The organism is Arcobacter sp. F155, assembly GCF_004116455.1.
Taxonomy (GTDB): Bacteria; Campylobacterota; Campylobacteria; order Campylobacterales; family Arcobacteraceae; genus Halarcobacter.
Genome location: NZ_PDJU01000001.1, coordinates 61,556 through 80,427, shown reverse-complemented (window position 1 = coordinate 80,427; position 18,872 = coordinate 61,556). Strand labels below are relative to the sequence as shown.

Annotated in this window: 17 protein-coding genes; 3 read left to right on the top strand and 14 right to left on the bottom strand. The window is 29.7% G+C overall.

The features are described 5' to 3' along the window. Nucleotides 1-24: 24 nt before the first annotated feature. The 6 genes from hypA to hypB are packed head-to-tail and all read right to left on the bottom strand — an operon-like array spanning nt 25 to nt 5,254. Complete coding sequence (hypA, locus tag CRV03_RS00355; RefSeq protein WP_129083153.1) at nt 25-366, bottom strand: hydrogenase maturation nickel metallochaperone HypA; 342 nt, start codon at nt 364-366, stop codon at nt 25-27. A 1-nt stretch (nt 367) separates the two neighbouring features. Further along, entirely contained in the window at nt 368-2,011 is a 1,644-nt protein-coding gene (locus tag CRV03_RS00350) for an enoyl-CoA hydratase-related protein (RefSeq protein WP_129083152.1), read from the bottom strand. An 8-nt stretch (nt 2,012-2,019) separates the two neighbouring features. Next, nucleotides 2,020-3,009, bottom strand: a complete 990-nt coding sequence (gene hypE, locus CRV03_RS00345; RefSeq protein ID WP_129083151.1) for a hydrogenase expression/formation protein HypE — start codon at nt 3,007-3,009, stop codon at nt 2,020-2,022. Nucleotides 3,010-3,017: 8 nt separating this feature from the next. Then, nucleotides 3,018-4,166 (bottom strand): hydrogenase formation protein HypD, encoded by a 1,149-nt coding sequence (hypD, locus tag CRV03_RS00340; RefSeq protein WP_129083150.1) that lies wholly within the window; start codon nt 4,164-4,166, stop codon nt 3,018-3,020. A gap of 1 nt (nt 4,167) precedes the next feature. Further along, complete coding sequence (locus CRV03_RS00335) at nt 4,168-4,452, bottom strand: HypC/HybG/HupF family hydrogenase formation chaperone (RefSeq protein ID WP_129008052.1); 285 nt, start codon at nt 4,450-4,452, stop codon at nt 4,168-4,170. 4 nt (nt 4,453-4,456) lie between these two features. Further along, on the bottom strand, nt 4,457-5,254 hold the full coding sequence (hypB, locus tag CRV03_RS00330) for a hydrogenase nickel incorporation protein HypB (protein WP_129083149.1): 798 nt from the start codon (nt 5,252-5,254) through the stop codon (nt 4,457-4,459). A gap of 126 nt (nt 5,255-5,380) precedes the next feature. On the opposite strand from hypB, the gene CRV03_RS00325 reads away from it, so the two are divergent. The 3 genes from CRV03_RS00325 (at nt 5,381) to CRV03_RS00315 (ending at nt 8,798) form a co-directional block, all read left to right on the top strand. Then, the gene (locus CRV03_RS00325; RefSeq protein ID WP_129083148.1) at nt 5,381-6,031 is read left to right on the top strand and encodes a hypothetical protein; all 651 of its coding nucleotides are present in this window, start codon (nt 5,381-5,383) and stop codon (nt 6,029-6,031) included. Nucleotides 6,032-6,105: 74 nt separating this feature from the next. After that, complete coding sequence (locus CRV03_RS00320) at nt 6,106-6,405, top strand: DUF3817 domain-containing protein (RefSeq protein ID WP_129083147.1); 300 nt, start codon at nt 6,106-6,108, stop codon at nt 6,403-6,405. A gap of 191 nt (nt 6,406-6,596) precedes the next feature. Then, the gene (locus tag CRV03_RS00315; protein ID WP_129083146.1) at nt 6,597-8,798 is read left to right on the top strand and encodes a methyl-accepting chemotaxis protein; all 2,202 of its coding nucleotides are present in this window, start codon (nt 6,597-6,599) and stop codon (nt 8,796-8,798) included. 17 nt (nt 8,799-8,815) lie between these two features. On the opposite strand, the gene CRV03_RS00310 is transcribed toward CRV03_RS00315, so the two are convergent. The 8 genes from CRV03_RS00310 to CRV03_RS00275 all read right to left on the bottom strand — a co-directional run bounded on the left by CRV03_RS00310 (nt 8,816) and on the right by CRV03_RS00275 (nt 18,732). Next, on the bottom strand, nt 8,816-9,232 hold the full coding sequence (locus CRV03_RS00310; protein WP_129083145.1) for a hypothetical protein: 417 nt from the start codon (nt 9,230-9,232) through the stop codon (nt 8,816-8,818). Between the two features lie 81 nt (nt 9,233-9,313). Then, nucleotides 9,314-10,660: a sodium-dependent transporter gene (locus CRV03_RS00305; protein WP_129083144.1), complete on the bottom strand. Its 1,347-nt coding sequence runs from the start codon at nt 10,658-10,660 to the stop codon at nt 9,314-9,316. Nucleotides 10,661-10,752: 92 nt separating this feature from the next. Then, nucleotides 10,753-12,981, bottom strand: a complete 2,229-nt coding sequence (hypF, locus tag CRV03_RS00300; protein ID WP_129083143.1) for a carbamoyltransferase HypF — start codon at nt 12,979-12,981, stop codon at nt 10,753-10,755. Nucleotides 12,982-12,990: 9 nt separating this feature from the next. Next, the gene (locus CRV03_RS00295; RefSeq protein ID WP_129083142.1) at nt 12,991-14,619 is read right to left on the bottom strand and encodes a hypothetical protein; all 1,629 of its coding nucleotides are present in this window, start codon (nt 14,617-14,619) and stop codon (nt 12,991-12,993) included. Continuing rightward, on the bottom strand, nt 14,603-15,163 hold the full coding sequence (locus tag CRV03_RS00290) for a HyaD/HybD family hydrogenase maturation endopeptidase (RefSeq protein ID WP_129083141.1): 561 nt from the start codon (nt 15,161-15,163) through the stop codon (nt 14,603-14,605). The genes CRV03_RS00295 and CRV03_RS00290 overlap by 17 nt, the downstream gene beginning before the upstream one ends. Beyond that, complete coding sequence (cybH, locus tag CRV03_RS00285) at nt 15,160-15,828, bottom strand: Ni/Fe-hydrogenase, b-type cytochrome subunit (protein WP_129083140.1); 669 nt, start codon at nt 15,826-15,828, stop codon at nt 15,160-15,162. The genes CRV03_RS00290 and cybH overlap by 4 nt, the downstream gene beginning before the upstream one ends. Before the next feature lie 9 nt (nt 15,829-15,837). Continuing rightward, on the bottom strand, nt 15,838-17,568 hold the full coding sequence (locus tag CRV03_RS00280; protein ID WP_129083139.1) for a nickel-dependent hydrogenase large subunit: 1,731 nt from the start codon (nt 17,566-17,568) through the stop codon (nt 15,838-15,840). A gap of 3 nt (nt 17,569-17,571) precedes the next feature. Then, on the bottom strand, nt 17,572-18,732 hold the full coding sequence (locus tag CRV03_RS00275; protein WP_129083138.1) for a hydrogenase small subunit: 1,161 nt from the start codon (nt 18,730-18,732) through the stop codon (nt 17,572-17,574). Between the last annotated feature and the right edge of the window lie 140 nt (nt 18,733-18,872).

Below are 18,872 nucleotides of genomic sequence, written 5' to 3'. Positions count from 1 at the left end.
ATTATATAAAAATTGTTAAATTACTTAACTCATCTCCAAACTCATTAAATACATATCCTCTCCATCTATCACTTTTACCTGTGTTGAGTTACATTTAGGACAGGCAAATTCGTTCTTTTCTAGAGTTGATTCTTCATCACAGGATAAACAAGCAATCACGACTTTTTGATGATTTATAATAAATTCGGCATTTTCACAAACAGTCTTTTCTTTAAAAGTGTCAAAAGCAGTTTGTAATAAATCAGGCTCAACCCCTGATAAAACACCAATCTTTACTATAACTTTTGTTACGTTTTCAGACTCATTTTGTCTTGCATGCTCTTCACAAGACTCTAATAGTGATTGAACAATTGAATACTCATGCATTTTATAATTCCTTTAACCTTTTTAAACTATCTTTATGTTCTTTTTTATATATAAACTCTTTTCGTAAGTTATGAAAAGAGCTTTTCTCATCCCAAAACTCTGGATACATTCTTTTTAGTTCTTCTTCTTTTATTTTTTCTATTGATGTTTCATTTTCATATAAAAAGTCTTTTTTCTTATCAATAAACTCTTCAAAACTATCTTCATCACTTAACAAGTTTTCACAAAACTCTTCAAGACTTTTATCATAGTTTTCACTTTCAAAGACCTCATCAATCATTCCAATACTTTTTGCTTTTTTACTACCTACAGGAATACATTTTTCTAAAATATTAGAAGCTATTTCTTTATCAACTCTTTTATAAAAACTATAAGTATGGTATTCACTTCCACTTAAGCCCATTGTTTTATAGTGTGGATTAAAAACTACACCTTCTCTTGCAAGAACATAATCACAAGCAAGACCTAAAAACACTCCCCCTGCTCCTGCATTTTTAGAAAATGAAGCAATAGTTATAATATCTTCAGCGAATAAAACTGACTTAACTACATCATTCATAGCATTGATATTACTCCATCCATCTTCCCCTTGTTTTTTACTATCTTCAAGGATATTTAGATGTATTCCATTTGAAAAGAACTCTTCCCCACCCATTAAAACTAAAACTTTACACTCTTCTTTTAAGTAGTCAACAGAATATTTAAGTTTTATTGCTTGTTCAGAACTCATTGCTCCATTGTGAAAATCAAAGTGTAAATATGCCACTTCATCTTTTCTTTCTACAAAGATTTCATGAAAAGTCTCTCTTTTTTCTTCTAAAATAAGTGGAATTCTTTGCTCTTTTACACCTTTGATTTTATCTTTTAAAACATAAGTAGCAGGAAGTTTAAAACTATCCTTTTGCTTTAAATGATTTACCCAAACAGCTCCATCAATAACACCTATACAAATAGCTCCATCTCTTTTTGCAATTATCTCTTTAGGTTTTCCTCTTAGAGTATCTTCTTTACAAACTCCATACATATAGCAAGGAATACCCAAAAACTCTTCCTCAACTCCAGGATAAGAGTCACTCATGTTGATTTTTTTGATTATTACATCTACACTATCTTTTTGCCAATCTATTTTTCTATTGCTTTGAGTTAGTCTTTCATGTATTTCATTTTTTATTTGAGGAGTTGCTTTAAAGTTTTGATTAGAGAAGTTTTCAAGAAGCTCTTTTAAAGCTTTTGAAGTAGCATCACAAACTTCATTTCTATAAAGTGACCCTTTACTTGCCTTTCTCATAGAAAAGTTAGCAGATGCATAAATATCTCCTGCATCTAACTCTTCATTTGCTTTTAGTATCACTACTCCCCATTGCTCTTTTTCATCATTTATTGCATGGTCTAAAGATTGATGACCTCTATCTCCAATAACACCAGGGTGCAAAATAAATGTAGGATAGTTTGAAGTTATTTCAGCTGAAAGGTACTCTTTTAAAAAAGGAGAAAAGATAAGTGTAGGATTAAACTCTTTTATCTCTTCTAGTAAGTTTTTTTGTGATGATAGACAAATAGCTACCTCATGGTTTAACTCTTTTAATTCAGTATATACTCTTTGAGACAAAGAATTAAAAGAGCTAATAAGAAGTAGTATTTTCATTTATTCTCTTAGCAAATTCTTGGTAGTAACTCACCAGTTGGTAACTCTAAAAATCTTTTTGTTCCCCAAGCAGAGTTTAATACAACTTTTCCAATATGCTCAGCTGATACAGAACCTATGATTGAAGCAGTTTCATTTGTTTGTTTTAAAACCTCTAAAGCTTTTTGTGCATCTTCATTTTTGATAGCAAGTACAAATGTTCCTTCATTTGCTAAAGCCATTGCTTCAAAACCAAGTAATTCACAAATACCATTTACCTCATCAGAAACTGGAATAGAAGCTTCTTCTACTTCAATACAGATATTTGATTGTTTTGCCCACTCATTTAAAACAGCACTAACTCCACCTCTTGTCGCATCTCTTAAGGCAGTAATTTTAATACCTGAATCAATTAAAGCTTTTACTTGTGGATAAAGTGAAGCACAATCAGATTTTAGGTTTGTATTCATATCAATACCTTCTCTGCTTGCAAAAATAGTTGCTCCATGGGCTCCTATATCACGACTAACCAAAATAGTATCTTCACTTGTGATATTGTTTGAACTAATACCTTTATATTGTATCTGGCCAATACCTGTTGTGTTTATAAAGATTTTATCTACACTTCCTTTTGGAACTACCTTTGTATCACCACTTACAACAACAGCACCATTTACTTCAAGCTCTTCTTTCATACTTTTTACTATCTTATCTAGAGTTCTTTTATCAAGTCCCTCTTCAATAATAACAGAGCAAGTTAAGTATTTAGGTTTTGCACCCATCATAGCTAGGTCATTGCATGTTCCACAAATAGCAAGTTTTCCGATGTCTGCTCCATTGAAGAAAAGTGGACTAACTGTAAAAGAGTCAGTTGAAAAAGCTAAGTTACCATTTTCAATAACTGCTGCATCTTCACTTTTGTCTAAAATATCATTTTTAAAGGCTTTATAAAAAACTTTTGAAATAAGTTCGTTGTTTTCCTGTCCACCATTTCCATGGGCTAAAGTTATTGTTTTCATTTTTTTCCTTATTTCAAGAGATTACCATATTTGTAGTATGCCGCACATGCACCTTCTGAGCTCACCATACAAGAGCCAATTGGACTGCTTGGTTTACAGGCAGTACCAAAAATAGTACACTCAGGAGGACTAGCCATACCCCTTAAAATATCTCCACAAATACAAAGTTTATGGTCTTCTATTTCCCCTATAGGTAAAATATCTTTATAAATAACTTCTGCATCGTATTTAGAGTATTCATCTCTTAATTTAAGTCCAGAATCTTTTATATTTCCTAAACCTCTCCATTTAAAAAGACTTATCTTTTCAAAGTATTTATTGATTAGCTCTTGAGCTTTGATGTTTCCATCATAAGAAACCAATCTTTTATACTCAATTTCAAGCTCACATCTTTTTTCAATAAACTGTTTAACAATCATAGAAATAGACTGCATAACATCGACTGGTTCAAAACCTGCAACTACTACTGGCTTGTTGTAATTTCTTGGGAACTCTTCATAAATCTTACTTCCACTAATAACAGATACATGAGATGGTCCTAAGAAAGCATCGATTTGATGATTATATGAATCTACATGCTCATCTCTACTATCAATTAACTCTCTCATTACTTCAGGAACTGTTACATGATTTATATGAAAGAATATATTCTCAATATTTTGTTTTACAACGGTATCAATTAAAGCAGCAGTCATAGGCGTAGTTGTTTCAAAACCTATTGCAAAAAATATTACTTTTTTATTAGGATTTTCTTGTGCAATTTTTATGCACTCCATTGGTGAATATACAAACCTTACATCTGCACCTTTACTTCTTGCATCTTGTAAGCTTCCATTACTTCCTGGAACTTTTATCATATCACCTAAAGTTACTAAGATAACATCGTCTTGCATACTTAAAATATATGCATGGTCTATTCTTTCCTTTGGCATAATACAAACAGGACAACCTGGACCATGAATAAAGTTAATATTTTCTGGAAGCAATTGAGGTATTCCATATTTCATTATTGTATGAGTATGTCCACCACATACTTCCATAATATTTATTGGCTTTTCTAACTTTTTAGCATCTTCTTCAATGATTTTTTTATAAGCTTTTATTGTATCAGGGTCTCTAAACCCATCATATAAATCTTTTAGCTTTAATTCACTCATTTTAGCCTCTATTTGGACAGGCATCATCTTCTAAAATTGCTTGCCTACGCTCTTCTTCTTCCATCTTTTCAATTATCTCTTTATAAACTTCCAAGGAAGCTAAAGCATCTTCTTCATCGATTTTATTCATTGCAAAACCAATATGAATTAATACATAATCTCCAACTTCAACTGGCTGGTCAACTAACTCCAAAGAAGCTTGTCTTTCAACACCCATAGTATCTACAGTTGCTACATTATTCTCTTTATCTATCTTTGTAATTTTTGATGGTATTGATAAACACATATTTCTACCTCATTTTTCTTTTAAAGTTAATCCACTCAACTACAGCTTTTAAGCTATCTTCATCTTTTGTAGAAACTTCTAAGATATCAACATTTGGTTTTAATTTCCTAGCTACTTCTTTCTCTTTTTCTAAGTCATACTCAAAATAAGGAAGTAAATCTACTTTTGTGAAAAGGATTAAATCAGCTGCTCTAAACATCACTGGATATTTAGCAATTTTATCTTCACCCTCAGGTACACTTACTAATACTATATTTAAGTGTGTTCCCACATCATAAGATGCTGGACAAACTAAGTTTCCTACATTTTCTACAAAACATACATCTAATACATCTAAATCATCTAAAGGCATATCATGTAAACCTTTATGAACCATAAATGCATCTAAGTGACAGGCACTTCCAGTTTGTATTTGTACTGCTTTAATTCCCTTAGCTTGTAATCTTTCTGCATCTTTATTTGTCTCTAAATCACCTTCAACAACTGCAAAATTAAAATCTGCAAGAGGTGCTAAGTGCTCAAGTAAAGTTGTTTTTCCACTTCCTGGACTTGACATAAGATTGATACCTAAAACATTTTGCTTATCAAAGTGTGCTCTATTATGAGCTGCTTCATGGTCATTTTTGTCTAAAATCTTTTTAATAACTGCTACTGTTTTACTATCATTTAACTGTGGATTATGATGTAAAGTATCATGGGCAGCTTGGTGAGAAGCTGAGTCTGAATGATGTTGATGATCGTGTGAGTGATCATGGCCATGATGGTGGTGGTCTGTTATGCTACATCCGCAATCTGTACACATTTTTATTCCTTTTTAATGAACGTTCATTTATTATTCTTCTAGCAGTTTATTTATAGCAAACTGAAATTTAGCTAACGAGTATGTTCACTTATGTACTTTTAGGACAAAAATAGTAGAATTGTTACCATGATAAAAAGATGCCCATATTGCAATAACAAACATTTATATGATTTACAAGACAATTACAAGAAATGCTCTTCGTGTAAAAGAAAGTTTTCCCTAAAAAAACTTCAAACAGATATAACTGTAATCGAGTTTTTCTGTAATCAAGTTAGTGCAAATAGATGTGCCAAACTTTTAAATGTAAACTATCGAACAATCAAAAATAGATACAATCTTTTTAGACAACTTATTGCAACCCACCTTGAAGATGTTTATCAATCTTCTATCAAAGACAATAGCTCTTATGAAGAGTTTTATTACTTTACAGATAAACAAAAAAAAGATAAACAAAAGTCTTTATACAATGCTATAAATATTATTGGTTTTTATTCAAATGATAGAATCTATACTCTTCTTATGCCTAAGCTTCCTATTTATAATAGTGAACATGATAATAAAACCTTTGAAAACTATCTAAGATGGCATAGAATATTCTCTATAGATTCATACTGTACTCCTCTAAATATCTTTTGGAAATATTTAGAAAAAAACTTGCGAAAATACAAAGGTGTAAATGAAGAAAACTTTTTTTACTATTTAAAAGAGTGTGAGTTCAAGTTTAATTATTTGCAAAATGAGCAGATTAAGATACTAAAAAAACTATATTTTAATTAGTACACTTAATTTCCACTATAAACAAAGTATAATTAAAAAACTATATAATTTCACAAAATAAAAAAGGAAAATAAATGCTTAGTAGTGCTTTAGGGCGATTTAGAGTAATTTCAGCTATTGAAGGTATATCATTTTTAGTTTTAGTATTTATAGCAATGCCTATTAAATATATTGGTGGTGATCCAATTCCAGTTAAGATTGTAGGAATGACTCACGGAATATTATTTATCATTTTTATGATTTCACTTTTTGAAGCTAAAATAAAACAAGAATGGGATACTGGATTTGTATTTCAACTGTTTGTTTTATCATTAATTCCATTTGGTGCTCTTCTAATTGAAAGAAAAGTAAAACCCCTTCAAATCAATAATTAACCTACATAATTATTACATAATAAAGCCATTTTAAAAGTGGTTTTATTATTTATTTGTTATCTTTATAATATATTTTAATATTTAATATAAATACTACTTATTTTTAAGCTTCTTCTATCTTTTTTTAATTATTATTTCATTTTTTTATTAACTAATTTGATATTCATTATCAATTAAATACTGGAGTAAAAATGAATAATTTTTCAATCAAAAGAAAACTTACTATCTCTTTTTCAATTATTGCACTTCTTGTAATACTTGTTAGTTCATATAGTATTTTTGGAATTGACAAATCTATTAATGGTTTTAGAGATTATAGAGCTATGTCAAAAGAGACTCAAATTGTAAGTCAAGTTCAATCAAATATGCTTATTTTGAAAATGAATGTAAAAGAGTTTATAAATACTGGCTCTCAAAAAAATATTGATGAGTTTATGGATTACTATACTATAAATGAAAAGTTTGTAAAACAAACAAAAGCCTTTGTACTAAACAAAGAGAGAAAAGCTTTAATAAACAAAATAGAAGAAGACTTAGCAAACTACAAAAATCACTTTGCAGATGTAACTATTTATATGAGTCTAAGGGATGAACTATTTTCAAACCTAGGTGCTTACGGTAAAAATATTGAGTCTTTATTAACTTCAATAATGACTGATATGAAAAATATTTCGAATGAGAAAGTAGCCTTTGAAGTAGCGCAAGATATTAGAATTTTACTATTAGCAAGACTTCATACAACTAAGTTTTTAATTTCAAGTAGTGAAAAAGATAACTTAAATGCAAGAAAAGAGTTTGCAACTTTAAAAAAAGAGATTGCATTACTTAGAACACAAATTTCAAATACTAAGCAAAAAGAGAAACTAGAAGAAGCTATAAAGTTTATCAATTTTTATGTAAGTGATTTAAAAAATATTATAGAAGCAATTAAAACTACAAATAGTTTTATTGCAAAGATGGATATTTTAGAACCTTCAATTGCAAATAATGTAGAAAAGATAAAGGAACTAGTAAAAAATGAACAAACATTAGTTGAAAAAGATGTTTCTTCAAATAATAGCTTAGTTCAAATTGTTTTAATTATTGTTTCTATTTTAGTTTTAATTTTCATTTCTACAATATCTATTTTTATTCCAAAAAATATTAGTAGTGAATTATCACAATTCCAAGAAGGACTATTAAACTTCTTTAAATATGTAAATAGAGAGATTTCTGATATTGAACTATTCAAAAGTAACTCAAAAACAGAGATTGGTGCTATGAGTCAACTTGTTAATGAAAATATCATCAAAACTAAAAAAAGCCTTGATGAAGACAATAGAATCATTCAAGAAACAGTTGCTGTCTTAGGAGAGTTTGAACAAGGTGACTTATGCCAAAGAATTACAACAGAAGTTTCTAACCCATCATTAAACAAACTAAAAGATGTTTTAAATAACATGGGAGATACTTTAGAACATAATATTGATAATATTTTAAATGTATTAGAAGAGTTCTCAAACTATAACTATCTTAAAAAAATAGATACTCATGGAATCAAAGAACACTTAGAAAAACTTTCTGGTGGGGTAAATGAGCTTGGTGTATCTATTACAAAAATGCTAATTGAAAATAAAAAGAATGGACTTATCTTAGATGATAGTTCAAAAACTCTTTTAGAAAATGTAGAAATCTTAAATATAAGTTCAAATGAAGCAGCAGCATCACTAGAAGAGACTGCTTCATCTTTAGAAGAGATTACAAGTAATATAACACTTACAACAAATAAAATCTCTCAAATGAATGATTTAACTACAAGTGTTACTGCTTCTGCAAATCAAGGTGAAAGTTTAGCACTTAAAACAAATCAAGCTATGAGTGAGATTGATGAGCAAGTAAAGTCAATAAATGAAGCGATTTCAGTGATTGACCAAATTGCATTCCAAACAAATATTCTTTCACTAAACGCAGCGGTTGAAGCTGCAACTGCTGGTGAAGCTGGAAAAGGTTTTGCAGTTGTTGCAGGTGAAGTTAGAAACCTAGCGAATAGATCTGCTGAAGCTGCTAAAGAGATTAAAGATTTAGTTGAAAGTGCAACACTTAAAGCAAATGAAGGTAAAGATATTTCAAATCAAATGCAAGAGGGTTATGTAAATTTAAAAGAGAATATTACTCAAACAGTTGAACTTATAGAAGATATTTCAAATGCCTCAAAAGAGCAACAAATTGGAATACTACAAATTAACTCAGCTATTAATTCTTTAGATGAACAAACACAAAAGAATGCTTCTATTGCTAATAAAACAAAAGACATAGCACTAAATACTTCAACTATTGCTAATACTGTAGTGAAAAATGCAGATGAAAAAGAGTTTGAAGGTAAAGATGAAATAAAAAAAGATATAAATAGTTAGAAATCTAACTATTTATATTAAAATACAAAAGAGATATCTGTAATTGAGATATTATAGATATTTACTTTTACACCTGCATTATCTAAAATACTATATGAAATAATTAACTCAGAAGGATTCGCAATCTCTTCGTTTAACTCAACAAACTCTTTATACTTGTCAAAATCAATGATTGCATAAATAAACATTGCTTTTTCTTTAAACTTTTCATTGTTTATATATCTGTCATATACTTCTTTATATGCAGTCTCATCATATTTATCATAGAAGTTTTGTTTATACATGTTTTCACAATACTCTGCTCTATCAAACTCTTCAGTTCCATACTTTTGATAATCTTTGTGAATAATAGCTTCTAAGTCAGGATGAATTTCAAAAAAGTTATATCTTGAGTATCCATCTTCTTTTGAGATTTCATTTGTTGTTTTTATCATTTTATTTCCTAGTTTTACTTATAAAAAAAGCAGAGACCTAAGCCTCTGCTTTTTATTTTTGTTATTGTACATTCTTTTAGATTAGAATTTAAAAATTCCTGTCTCATTTAAGATAACAATAATTAAAGCGAATGGAATAACGAATCTTACCATGAAGAACCAGAACTTAGTTAAAAACTCTCCCATTAAAGGAACAAGTTCATTTTCAATCTCTTTTCTATCCATGTAGTGTCCAATGAAAATAACAACTAAAATCCCACCAATTGGAACTAAGATAGTTGAACAAACAAAGTCTAACCAATCAAATAGACCTTTTTCTCCAATTTTTAGAACTTCTGAATAAGCTTCAATATTTGATAACAGCGCTGCAATACCTAATACATAGAAGAAGATACTACAAATAACTGCTGCTTTAATTCTTGAATAATTAAATCTATTTTCAAAGTACTCAACCATTGGCTCAAGCATTGAAATAGCTGAAGTAATACCAGCAAATGCAATTGCAACAAAGAACAGTAATGCTAAGAATGAACCAATTGAACCAAACTCATAGAATACAGATGGTAATGAAATAAATACTAATCCAGCACCTTTTGTTGACTCTGCACCTTTATCAAATAACAGAGTAAAGATAATAAGACCTGCAACAATTGCAACCATAGTATCAATAATAGAGATTAAAATAGATGATTTAACAACGTTACTATCTTTTGGTAATGAAGCTGCATAAGTAAGAATAATACCCATACCTAAAGATAGAGTATAAAATGCTTGTCCAATTGCAACAACAACTGCTTCAGATGATAACTTAGAAAAATCAGGGTTAAACATAAAAGTAAATGCTTTTGAGAAGCTATCTACATTGATTGAATACACAAGTAAAATTGCTAAAATAATCCCTAATAATGGCATTAAAATCTTATTGATTTTTTCGATACCATCTTTAATACCTCTTAAAATAATAGCAGTAACTAATACAAATACAACAGTATGATACATAAGTTGAGTTTGAATATCTGTTGTTAATAAAGACATGAAAATTTCTGTAGACTGCTCAACTGTTGAAGGTAAGCCTTGTACAGAAATTGCGATATAGTGGAAAATCCAACCAATTACAACTGAATAATAAGCAAGAATAATTAATGGTACAATAATAATAAAACCAGCATATTTCCACAACTTCTTATGCTTTGTTGCTAAAGTTTCAAACATAGTTACAGCATCACTTCTTCCAAGCTTACCAATAACTAACTCAGAAATAAGAACAAATACACCAATAAAAAGTGCTGTAATTAAATATACAAGTACAAATGCACCACCACCGTACTCACCTGTTACGTATGGGAATTTCCAAATATTCCCTAAACCAACTGCTGAACCAACTGCAGCTAAAATAAATCCTAGTTTACTAAATCTTGAACTAATCAATAGCCTCTCCTTAATCAAAGCAAAGATTCTATCAAAACTTAAGTTAAATAAACTTGTGACTTTTATGTAATTTTTTGAAACTTTTTGGAATTTTACAATAAATTGTAAATTTGACCAATTGAAATACCACCATCATTTAAAGGTACTTCTTTAGAATAAAAGTATTTAATCTTCTCTTTTGCTAGTTTTTTACAAACTAACTCTAGTAATGTTTTATTTTGAAAAACCCCACCACTAAGAACTACTGGTAGTTCTTTATGTTTTTTGCTTATGAATAAAATGATTTCAACAAGAGTATTTATAAACTTAGAACAAATAGTTTTTATATCTTTTTCATCTAATATCTGTTTTATCATAAGTGATAAACCTATCTCTTTTTCAATAACTTCAAAATCAAAACTATCAATTATAGTTTCATCATAATTTTGTTCAATTGTAAGTCCAGTTTCACCTTCGAAACTCTGAATATGTACAAGATTAGCTAAAGATGCAACTGCATCAAAAACTCTTCCCATAGAGCTTGTAAGAGGAGCATTTAAACCTTTTGTCCAAACCATATGAAGCATTTTTATTTCTTGTTCACTAAACTGTTTTATAACACTAGTTTCTAAAGATAAAATCTCTTCTAGACTAAACTTCTCAAATAGTAGAGATAAAGCAACTCTTTTAGGCTCTTTTACTGCTTTTTCACCACCTAAAAGCTTAAAATACTTTAGATGATAAGCTCTTTCATAGCTTTTGTTATTACAAATAAAAACTTCTCCACCCCATATATTCCCATCATCTCCATAGCCAGTTCCATCAAAAGAGAAACCAAGAACTTTTTCTTTTAATCTATACTCTGCCATTGTAGATAAGATATGAGCATAATGGTGTTGTACAAAAATAAGCTCCTTGTTTAAACTCTTTGCAAACTTAGTACTTTCATAATTTGGATGTTTATCACAAACTATTACATCAGGTTCAAAATCATAAAAGTTTTTAAAAGTTTCAATAGTTCTTGTAAAATACTCCATTGACTCAATTGAGTTTAAATCTCCAATATGAGGAGATACAATAAGATTATCTTCAAAGGCTAAAGCTATAGTTGATTTTTGATTTGCTCCAAGGGCTAATATTTTTTTAGAAACTTTTTTCTCTAATTTTAAAGAAGTAGGAGCATAGCCCCTTGCATTTCTAAGTTTAGAAATCTCATCATTTATAACTTGAATAACAGAGTCATCACAGGCATTTACAATATCTCTATTAAAATCCAGTACAAAATCTACAACATTTCCAAGCTTTTGTAAAACTTCATCTTTAAATCTTATGATTGGTTCATCTTTCAAATTTGCACTTGTTGCAACTATTGGCTTATGTAAAAACCTAAAAAGTAGATGATGCAAAGGAGTATATGCAATAAAACACCCTAACCTATTTATATTTGGTGCAACATTATTTGATAAACTACTTTTAGTTTGTTTTTTAACTAAAACTATTGGTTTCTCTTTTGAAGTTAAAAGCTCTTCCTCTTTTTTTGTTAAAGAGGTATACTCTTTTATTTGCTCTATACTTTTAAACATCACTGCAAAAGGTTTAGAAGGTCTATTTTTTCTTTGCCTTAAAGAGTCTACAGATTCCTCACTTGCTCCATCACAAACTAAATGAAAACCTCCTAGACCTTTTATAGCTACTATTTTTCCGTTGTTTATTAAACTTGCTACTTCTTTTATAGCTTCCAAAGAAAAAGAGACTTCTTTATTGCTTTTATCATATAGTTTAACTTGTGGTCCACATTTTTCACAAGCAACTGGTTGGGCATGGTATCTCCTATTTGTTGGGTCTTCATACTCTTTTTTACAAGCTTCACAAAGGATAAACTCTGCCATTGAAGTATTACATCTATCATAAGGAACTGTTTTAATTATAGAGTATCTTGGTCCACAATTTGTACAGTTTGTCAAAGCATAGTTTGCTCTAAAATTTGATTCATCATTGATATCATCAATACAGTCTTGGCAAACTGCAATATCTGGACTTATGATTGTTGATTTGTTATTACTTGTTTCACTTTTTTTGATTTCAAATTTTGTATAAATGTTTTTTGAGTTTAACTCTTCTATTTCAATAGAGTCTATTTTTGAAAGAGGTGGAGGGTTTCCTTTTAACTCTTTTATAAAGTTTTCAATACTCTCTTTTGATGAGTAAAGAAGTATATTTACTCCTTTTTCATCATTGTTTACCCAACCATTGATAGAGTATTTTGAGGCTAAATTAAAAACAAAAGGTCTAAATCCAACTCCTTGAACAATACCTTTTACTCTTATCTTATATGTTTGCATCTAACCTCTTTATTTATCTATTACAAACTCCCTATTAAAATGGATTTTGTAGTTCTTTGTAATATTTTTAAAAACTAATTTAGTAAATATATCATATGTAAACATATCACCACATAAACTTACACCTTCAACTTCATAAAGGTCATTTACCGTATCAACTTCACTTGCTATAAAACTTGCTAAACTATCTATAAAACCTAAAGATAAAGTAACTTCATCAACTCCAGCAAGTTTAAAACTCATTGCTGATTTAAACATAGAAACATAATCAAACTCTCTTAATGAAAGCTTCTCATTCTCTATCATTTTAAAATCAACTCTCGGTCCTTTTTCTAAATGACAATTTTGTGCGTTTGTTAAAATATCATTTTCAAAACCTAAAATCTCTTTTGCTACTTTAAAATATGATAAAAATGATTTTGTTTCAATTGACTCTAAATCAAAAGATAAAGAGTTTTCATACTCAAGCAAGAACTTCTCTTTATAGTTTTCTAAAAGTCTATCTCCACTTTTTGATTCACCTATTTGTTTATATAGTTCACACATATCTTTAGGTAAAGAAAAGTTTGTTGAAATATCAACAAAACCATTTAACTCTTCAGAATAAAAAGTAAATCTATCATCATTTTTTCTTGAGATATAAAAGTTTAAAATAGCTTTATCAAAAAGCATATTTTCAGATAATACAGTCATAAACTGAGCTTTATTCTTCTCTTCAAATCTATTATAAACAACATCAAGATTTTTTGAGTAAGTATTTGAAGAAAGAATAAATTTTCTATTTTCACAATACATTATTTTAGGAATATCTATATTTACATTATCTTCAGTTTTTACATCTAAAAAAGAATCATAAGAAGAGTTTTCATCTTCTATTTTTAAAAAATCTATTTCATATTTTTTAAGCTCTTTTGAAAGTAAATAAAGAGTTAAATCATTTGCAACTCTTATATCTATATACTCTTTAGAAGCTTTTTCTTTCATCTTATAAATCTCATTTATCCTAAAAGTTATAAGAGGTTTTTCAATACTTGCTAACGCTACTATTGATTGTTTTTCTTCAACAACTAAAGATGAGATATTTTTTAAATTTGTACATAAAACTGTTTTACTCTCATCTAAAGAATTAAGTTTTTGAAAAACAAATGTCCCACTAATTGTTTTTATTTTGATTTTTTTATTATCATTTATTAAAGAGGCTAATTTTTCAAAAAGCTCTTTTGAAGATTTTTCTTCTTTTTCATCTAATAAAAATGTTGCATTTTCAAATGTCTTACAGGTCTTGCAGAACTTAAAAGCATTATAATAGTTAGCATTTGTTTTATCCTCAACTTGTTCTAAACAAGTAGGACAAAAAGAGTTTAATGCTTGCTCTTCAGCTTTTACACTTTCGAGCTTTGGCATAGTTTTTACAACGTCAACTTCAAGTCCTTCATAGTAGATTGACATTGGTAGATATTTAGATAGATTATTTGATAACTCTTCTAAAACTTCCTCTTTTGCTTCAACTAATAAATAAACATGCTCCAAATCCTGCAAGATTTTATATTCACACTCATAGTTTTCAATAAACAAATGTAAAATATTTACATATGTTTTATTTGTAGCTTTATATTTGAACTTAAATTTTAGGACCATTTATAATATCTCTTTTAAAAGAAACTTGAGCAATATGCTCTATTGTTGTTTCATTTTTTATTTTTGTTTTAATATCTAAAGTATCAAGGTGTTTGACTACCACATCCTCCATTAGCTTGACGGCACTAATAATCTCTTTACTTAACTCAAACGTAGTATCATCAGCTACTCTTTTAGGAATAACTCCTAATACATTTGTTTGTGGTAAATCTTTATTCATATCAATCATATTTAGTGTTTGAAGCATCTCTACTTCATGGGCACTTCCTTGCCAATTGATATGTGATGGAGCCTTGTGATAGTCAAAGAAATAAACATCTCCTGGTTTTGAGTTATCTGCATCAATACAGTCAACTACAATAACCTCATCATACTTTACAATTTCAGGAATAAGCCTTTGAGCCAAAGTTCCACCATCAACAATACTAACAGTAGAGTCTTTTGCCTCAAACTCATATTTCTCATCTAAATAGTGAATAAAATGAGCCCCTATTCCTTCATCTTGGAATAGGATATTTCCTATTCCTAATATTAAAACATTCATTTGTGATCATCTTCCCATTTATATCCAGAAATAATAGAATCCATCGCACCACTTTTCCCATATACAGAGTTAAAGATTGCAAGATAGATATGTACTGGTAAAAAGATTATAAAAAACCACATTGCTATATGATGAAGTTCTCTAACCCAAGCTAGACCTCCCATCATAACCTCTAAAGGTCTTAAATAGTCATATAAAAACCCACCTAAACCTTCATGGTAAACATGAATATGTAGAATTAAACCTGTAACACAAATTACAATTAATGTAATATAAACACCTAAATAAGCAACAAATTGTAAAGGATTATATACCCCTTTTAATCTTGCATGTTTACCAATTAACATATAATATTTAACTTGTTTTACCCAAACCTTTGGATTTATAAAATCCCAAAAAGAGACTCTTTCTATTTTACTTTGTTTATCAAATAAAAATAGATAAAACTTTCCTATTGTAACTGCAATTAAAAGGAATCCAAAAATAATATGCCATGATCTCATTAAAGCATATAAATAGTTATTTGGTTCTCCTTGATTTAAAGCTGGTGCTATAAAAGGAATAGCAATATAAAACCCAGTGAAAGTAAGAACTACAATAGCTATAGCTCTTACCCAGTGAGTAACTCTAACCCAAAATGAGAACTCATAATGTTTTTTAATCATGACTACTCCTTAACAAGATAGTCCATAAATTGGATCTACTTTGTATGTTCCTAAATCATTACCTTTTTTATCCATTACATGAACTGCACAAGCAATACAAGGGTCAAAAGAGTGAATAACTCTAATGATTTCTAAAGGTTGAGATAAGTCTTGAACTTTTAGTCCAACTAAATTTGCTTCATATGGTCCAATTTGTCCTAATGAGTCAATTGGTCCTGCATTCCAAGTTGAAGGAACAACTGCTTGGTAGTTTTCTACAACTCCATTTTTAATTCTAATCCAGTGAGAAAGCATACCCCTTGGAACATCTCCAATAAATCTTCCTCTATACTCTTTATCTTTGTCAATTTTATATGAAGTATAAGTATCTTGGTCTACTTTTAAGTTTTCAATTAAAGTATTAAATGCTTCTAATCCATGTTTAGCAATTGCTCGTGATTGAATCATTCTAGCTGCTGTTCTTCCTAAAGTTGTAAATAAAGCTGCTTTTGGAAGACCCGTTTTTGCTAAAAAGTCATCTACAAGTGGAACAATTTTTTCATTTCCTTTTGCATAAGAGATTAAAATACAAGCTAAAGGACCAACTTCCATTGGTTTGCCATCATATCTTGGTGATTTAATCCAAGAGTATTTACCATTTTCATCAATTACTTTTGAATGAATCATTTTTCCATCAGGTCCAACGGTATCCATATCTTTAAACCCTGTATAATTAGGATTTGTTTTACCATCATATGGATGTAAAGCTTCGTTATCAGCATACCAAGAGTGAGTTGCTTCTTCTGTAATTAAATCTTCATTGATATCAAATACTTTTGATAAGTCACCATTTTCAATAATACCTGTATCAAATAAAAACTCTGTTCTATTTAATTGCATCTCTTGGTGAGCCATAAAGTTCATAACACCAGCTTGTTCAGTTACTGAAGGCTCATCTTTATACATTTGTCCTGCCATGATAACATCAGCTTGGTATGCATTTTCAATAAACTCTGCACCAACTTTAAATAAAGTTAAATACTCACCCATTCTACTTGGGTCCATTAAATCCATTACACAAGTTACACCACCAACAGTTAAACTTTGTGGGTGTGGTTGTTTACCACCAAACATAGCCATAAGTTTTGCTAAGTCCCTTTGTACTTCTAAAGCTTTTAAATAGTGAGATAGTAAAATTAAGTTTTGCTCAGGAGTTAATCTATACGTTTTATGTCCCCAGTAAGCATTTGCAAAAGGTCCTAATTGTCCTTTATCTACAAACTCTTTTACTCTTTTTTTAACTTTTTTAAGGTCATTTTCACCTGTTGCAATTGGTAGTTCTGCATATTTAAATGCCTCTTTAGAAGCTTTTGCAGGGTCTGCATCAAGTGCTGAAACAACATCAACCCAATCAAGTCCATGTAAATGATAGAAGTGAACAACATGGTCATGCATAAATAGAGCCATATTCATTAAAGACCTAGTTAATTTTGCATTTAAAGGAGGAACAATACCAAGTGCATCTTCAACTGCTTCAATACCTGCTCTATAGTGAGAAAAAGTACAAACACCACAGATTCTTTGCATTAAAAAACCTGCATCTCTTGGATCTCTATTTTTAACAATAGTTTCTAAACCCCTCCAAAGTGTTGATGTAGAGTAAGCATTTTGAATAACATTGTTTTCATCAACTTCAACCTCAATTCTTAAGTGTCCTTCAATCCTTGTAATTGGGTCTACTACTACTCTTTTATTTGCCATATTTTACTCCTCACCATCTTTTGGATTTTTAAATTTAGAAATAGCTGCATGTGCTGCAATACCGATACCTGTAACTGTTAATAATCCAACACCAATCTTATCTGCTGTTGCATCTGCACCAAGACCTTTAAATACTGTGTTATATAATCTATTTGCAACTGGTTCTTCAAATGGTCCCATAGTATCCCAAAAATCAGGTTCAGAACATCCAATACAACCATGACCTGCTTGAATAGGCCAAGACATATGTGAATTAAATTTATTTTTTGAACAGTTATTAAAAGTATAAGGTCCTTTACAACCTACTTTATATAAACAGTAACCTTTTTTAGCACCTTCATCTCCAAACTCTTCAACAAATTCACCTGCATCAAAGTGACCTCTTCTTTCACATAAGTCATGTACTCTTTTTGCATAAGCCCATTTTGGTCTATTGTATGCATCAAGAGCAGGAAGTGTTCCGTAAAGAATATAGTGTAATAACGTTCCTACAATATTTTTCTCACTTGGTGGACAACCTGGAACATTTATAACTGGTTTATCAGTAACTTTAGAAAGAGCAACTGCTCCTGTAGGATTTGGAATTGCAGCTTGAACTCCACCATAAGAAGAACATGTACCAATAGCAAAAATTGCTGCAGCATTTTTAGATGCTTTTTGAGCAGAATATTCACCAGTGTGTCCATGACCACCAATAGTTAAATAGTGAGCACTATTTCCAGAAGGAATTCCACCTTCTACCATCAAAATATATTGACCCTTATAAGCCTCAATTGCATGTTCTAAATTATGCTCAGCTTGCCAACCTGCTGCTGCCATTAATGTCTCGTGATACTCTAATGAAATATAATCAAAAATCAATGAGTCAATTGTAGGGGCATCTGTTCTTAAAAGTGATTCACTACATCCTGTACACTCAGCCATGTGTAACCAGATAATAGGAAGTCTATCACTTAATTTAGCAGCTTTTGCAACTAATGGTGTAAAAGAACCAGGAAGTGCAAGCATCGCAGTAATAGCTGTAGCCCACTTCATAAAGTCTCTTCTTGAAACACCATTCTCATCTAAGTGACTCTCAATAGATTTATTATCCTTAAGTCTAGGAAGTTTCTCTAAATCACTTAATCTTTTAGTTAGTTTTTCGTATAGTCTTTGCTCTTGCAAAATCCATCCTTCGCTTAATGAATGAATATTCATTTTATTGATTTAATAAAATTCTATACTATAAAAGGTTAAAGTTTCTTGACCGAAATCAAAAATATTGAATGATTATTCATTTTTATTAAAAATTGGCTCATTTTGTA

Excerpts from the sequence above, each read along its gene's own strand:
- hypA (WP_129083153.1), bottom strand. The coding sequence starts at position 366 with ATGCATGAGTATTCAATTGTTCAATCACTATTAGAGTCTTGTGAAGAG.
- hypE (WP_129083151.1), bottom strand. The coding sequence starts at position 3,009 with ATGAAAACAATAACTTTAGCCCATGGAAATGGTGGACAGGAAAACAAC.
- CRV03_RS00315 (WP_129083146.1), top strand. The coding sequence starts at position 6,597 with ATGAATAATTTTTCAATCAAAAGAAAACTTACTATCTCTTTTTCAATT.
- CRV03_RS00280 (WP_129083139.1), bottom strand. The coding sequence starts at position 17,568 with ATGGCAAATAAAAGAGTAGTAGTAGACCCAATTACAAGGATTGAAGGA.
- CRV03_RS00290 (WP_129083141.1), bottom strand. The coding sequence starts at position 15,163 with ATGAATGTTTTAATATTAGGAATAGGAAATATCCTATTCCAAGATGAA.
- CRV03_RS00320 (WP_129083147.1), top strand. The coding sequence starts at position 6,106 with ATGCTTAGTAGTGCTTTAGGGCGATTTAGAGTAATTTCAGCTATTGAA.
- CRV03_RS00295 (WP_129083142.1), bottom strand. The coding sequence starts at position 14,619 with ATGGTCCTAAAATTTAAGTTCAAATATAAAGCTACAAATAAAACATAT.
- CRV03_RS00310 (WP_129083145.1), bottom strand. The coding sequence starts at position 9,232 with ATGATAAAAACAACAAATGAAATCTCAAAAGAAGATGGATACTCAAGA.
- hypF (WP_129083143.1), bottom strand. The coding sequence starts at position 12,981 with ATGCAAACATATAAGATAAGAGTAAAAGGTATTGTTCAAGGAGTTGGA.
- cybH (WP_129083140.1), bottom strand. The coding sequence starts at position 15,828 with ATGATTAAAAAACATTATGAGTTCTCATTTTGGGTTAGAGTTACTCAC.
- CRV03_RS00325 (WP_129083148.1), top strand. The coding sequence starts at position 5,381 with ATGATAAAAAGATGCCCATATTGCAATAACAAACATTTATATGATTTA.
- CRV03_RS00350 (WP_129083152.1), bottom strand. The coding sequence starts at position 2,011 with ATGAAAATACTACTTCTTATTAGCTCTTTTAATTCTTTGTCTCAAAGA.
- CRV03_RS00335 (WP_129008052.1), bottom strand. The coding sequence starts at position 4,452 with ATGTGTTTATCAATACCATCAAAAATTACAAAGATAGATAAAGAGAAT.
- hypD (WP_129083150.1), bottom strand. The coding sequence starts at position 4,166 with ATGAGTGAATTAAAGCTAAAAGATTTATATGATGGGTTTAGAGACCCT.
- hypB (WP_129083149.1), bottom strand. The coding sequence starts at position 5,254 with ATGTGTACAGATTGCGGATGTAGCATAACAGACCACCACCATCATGGC.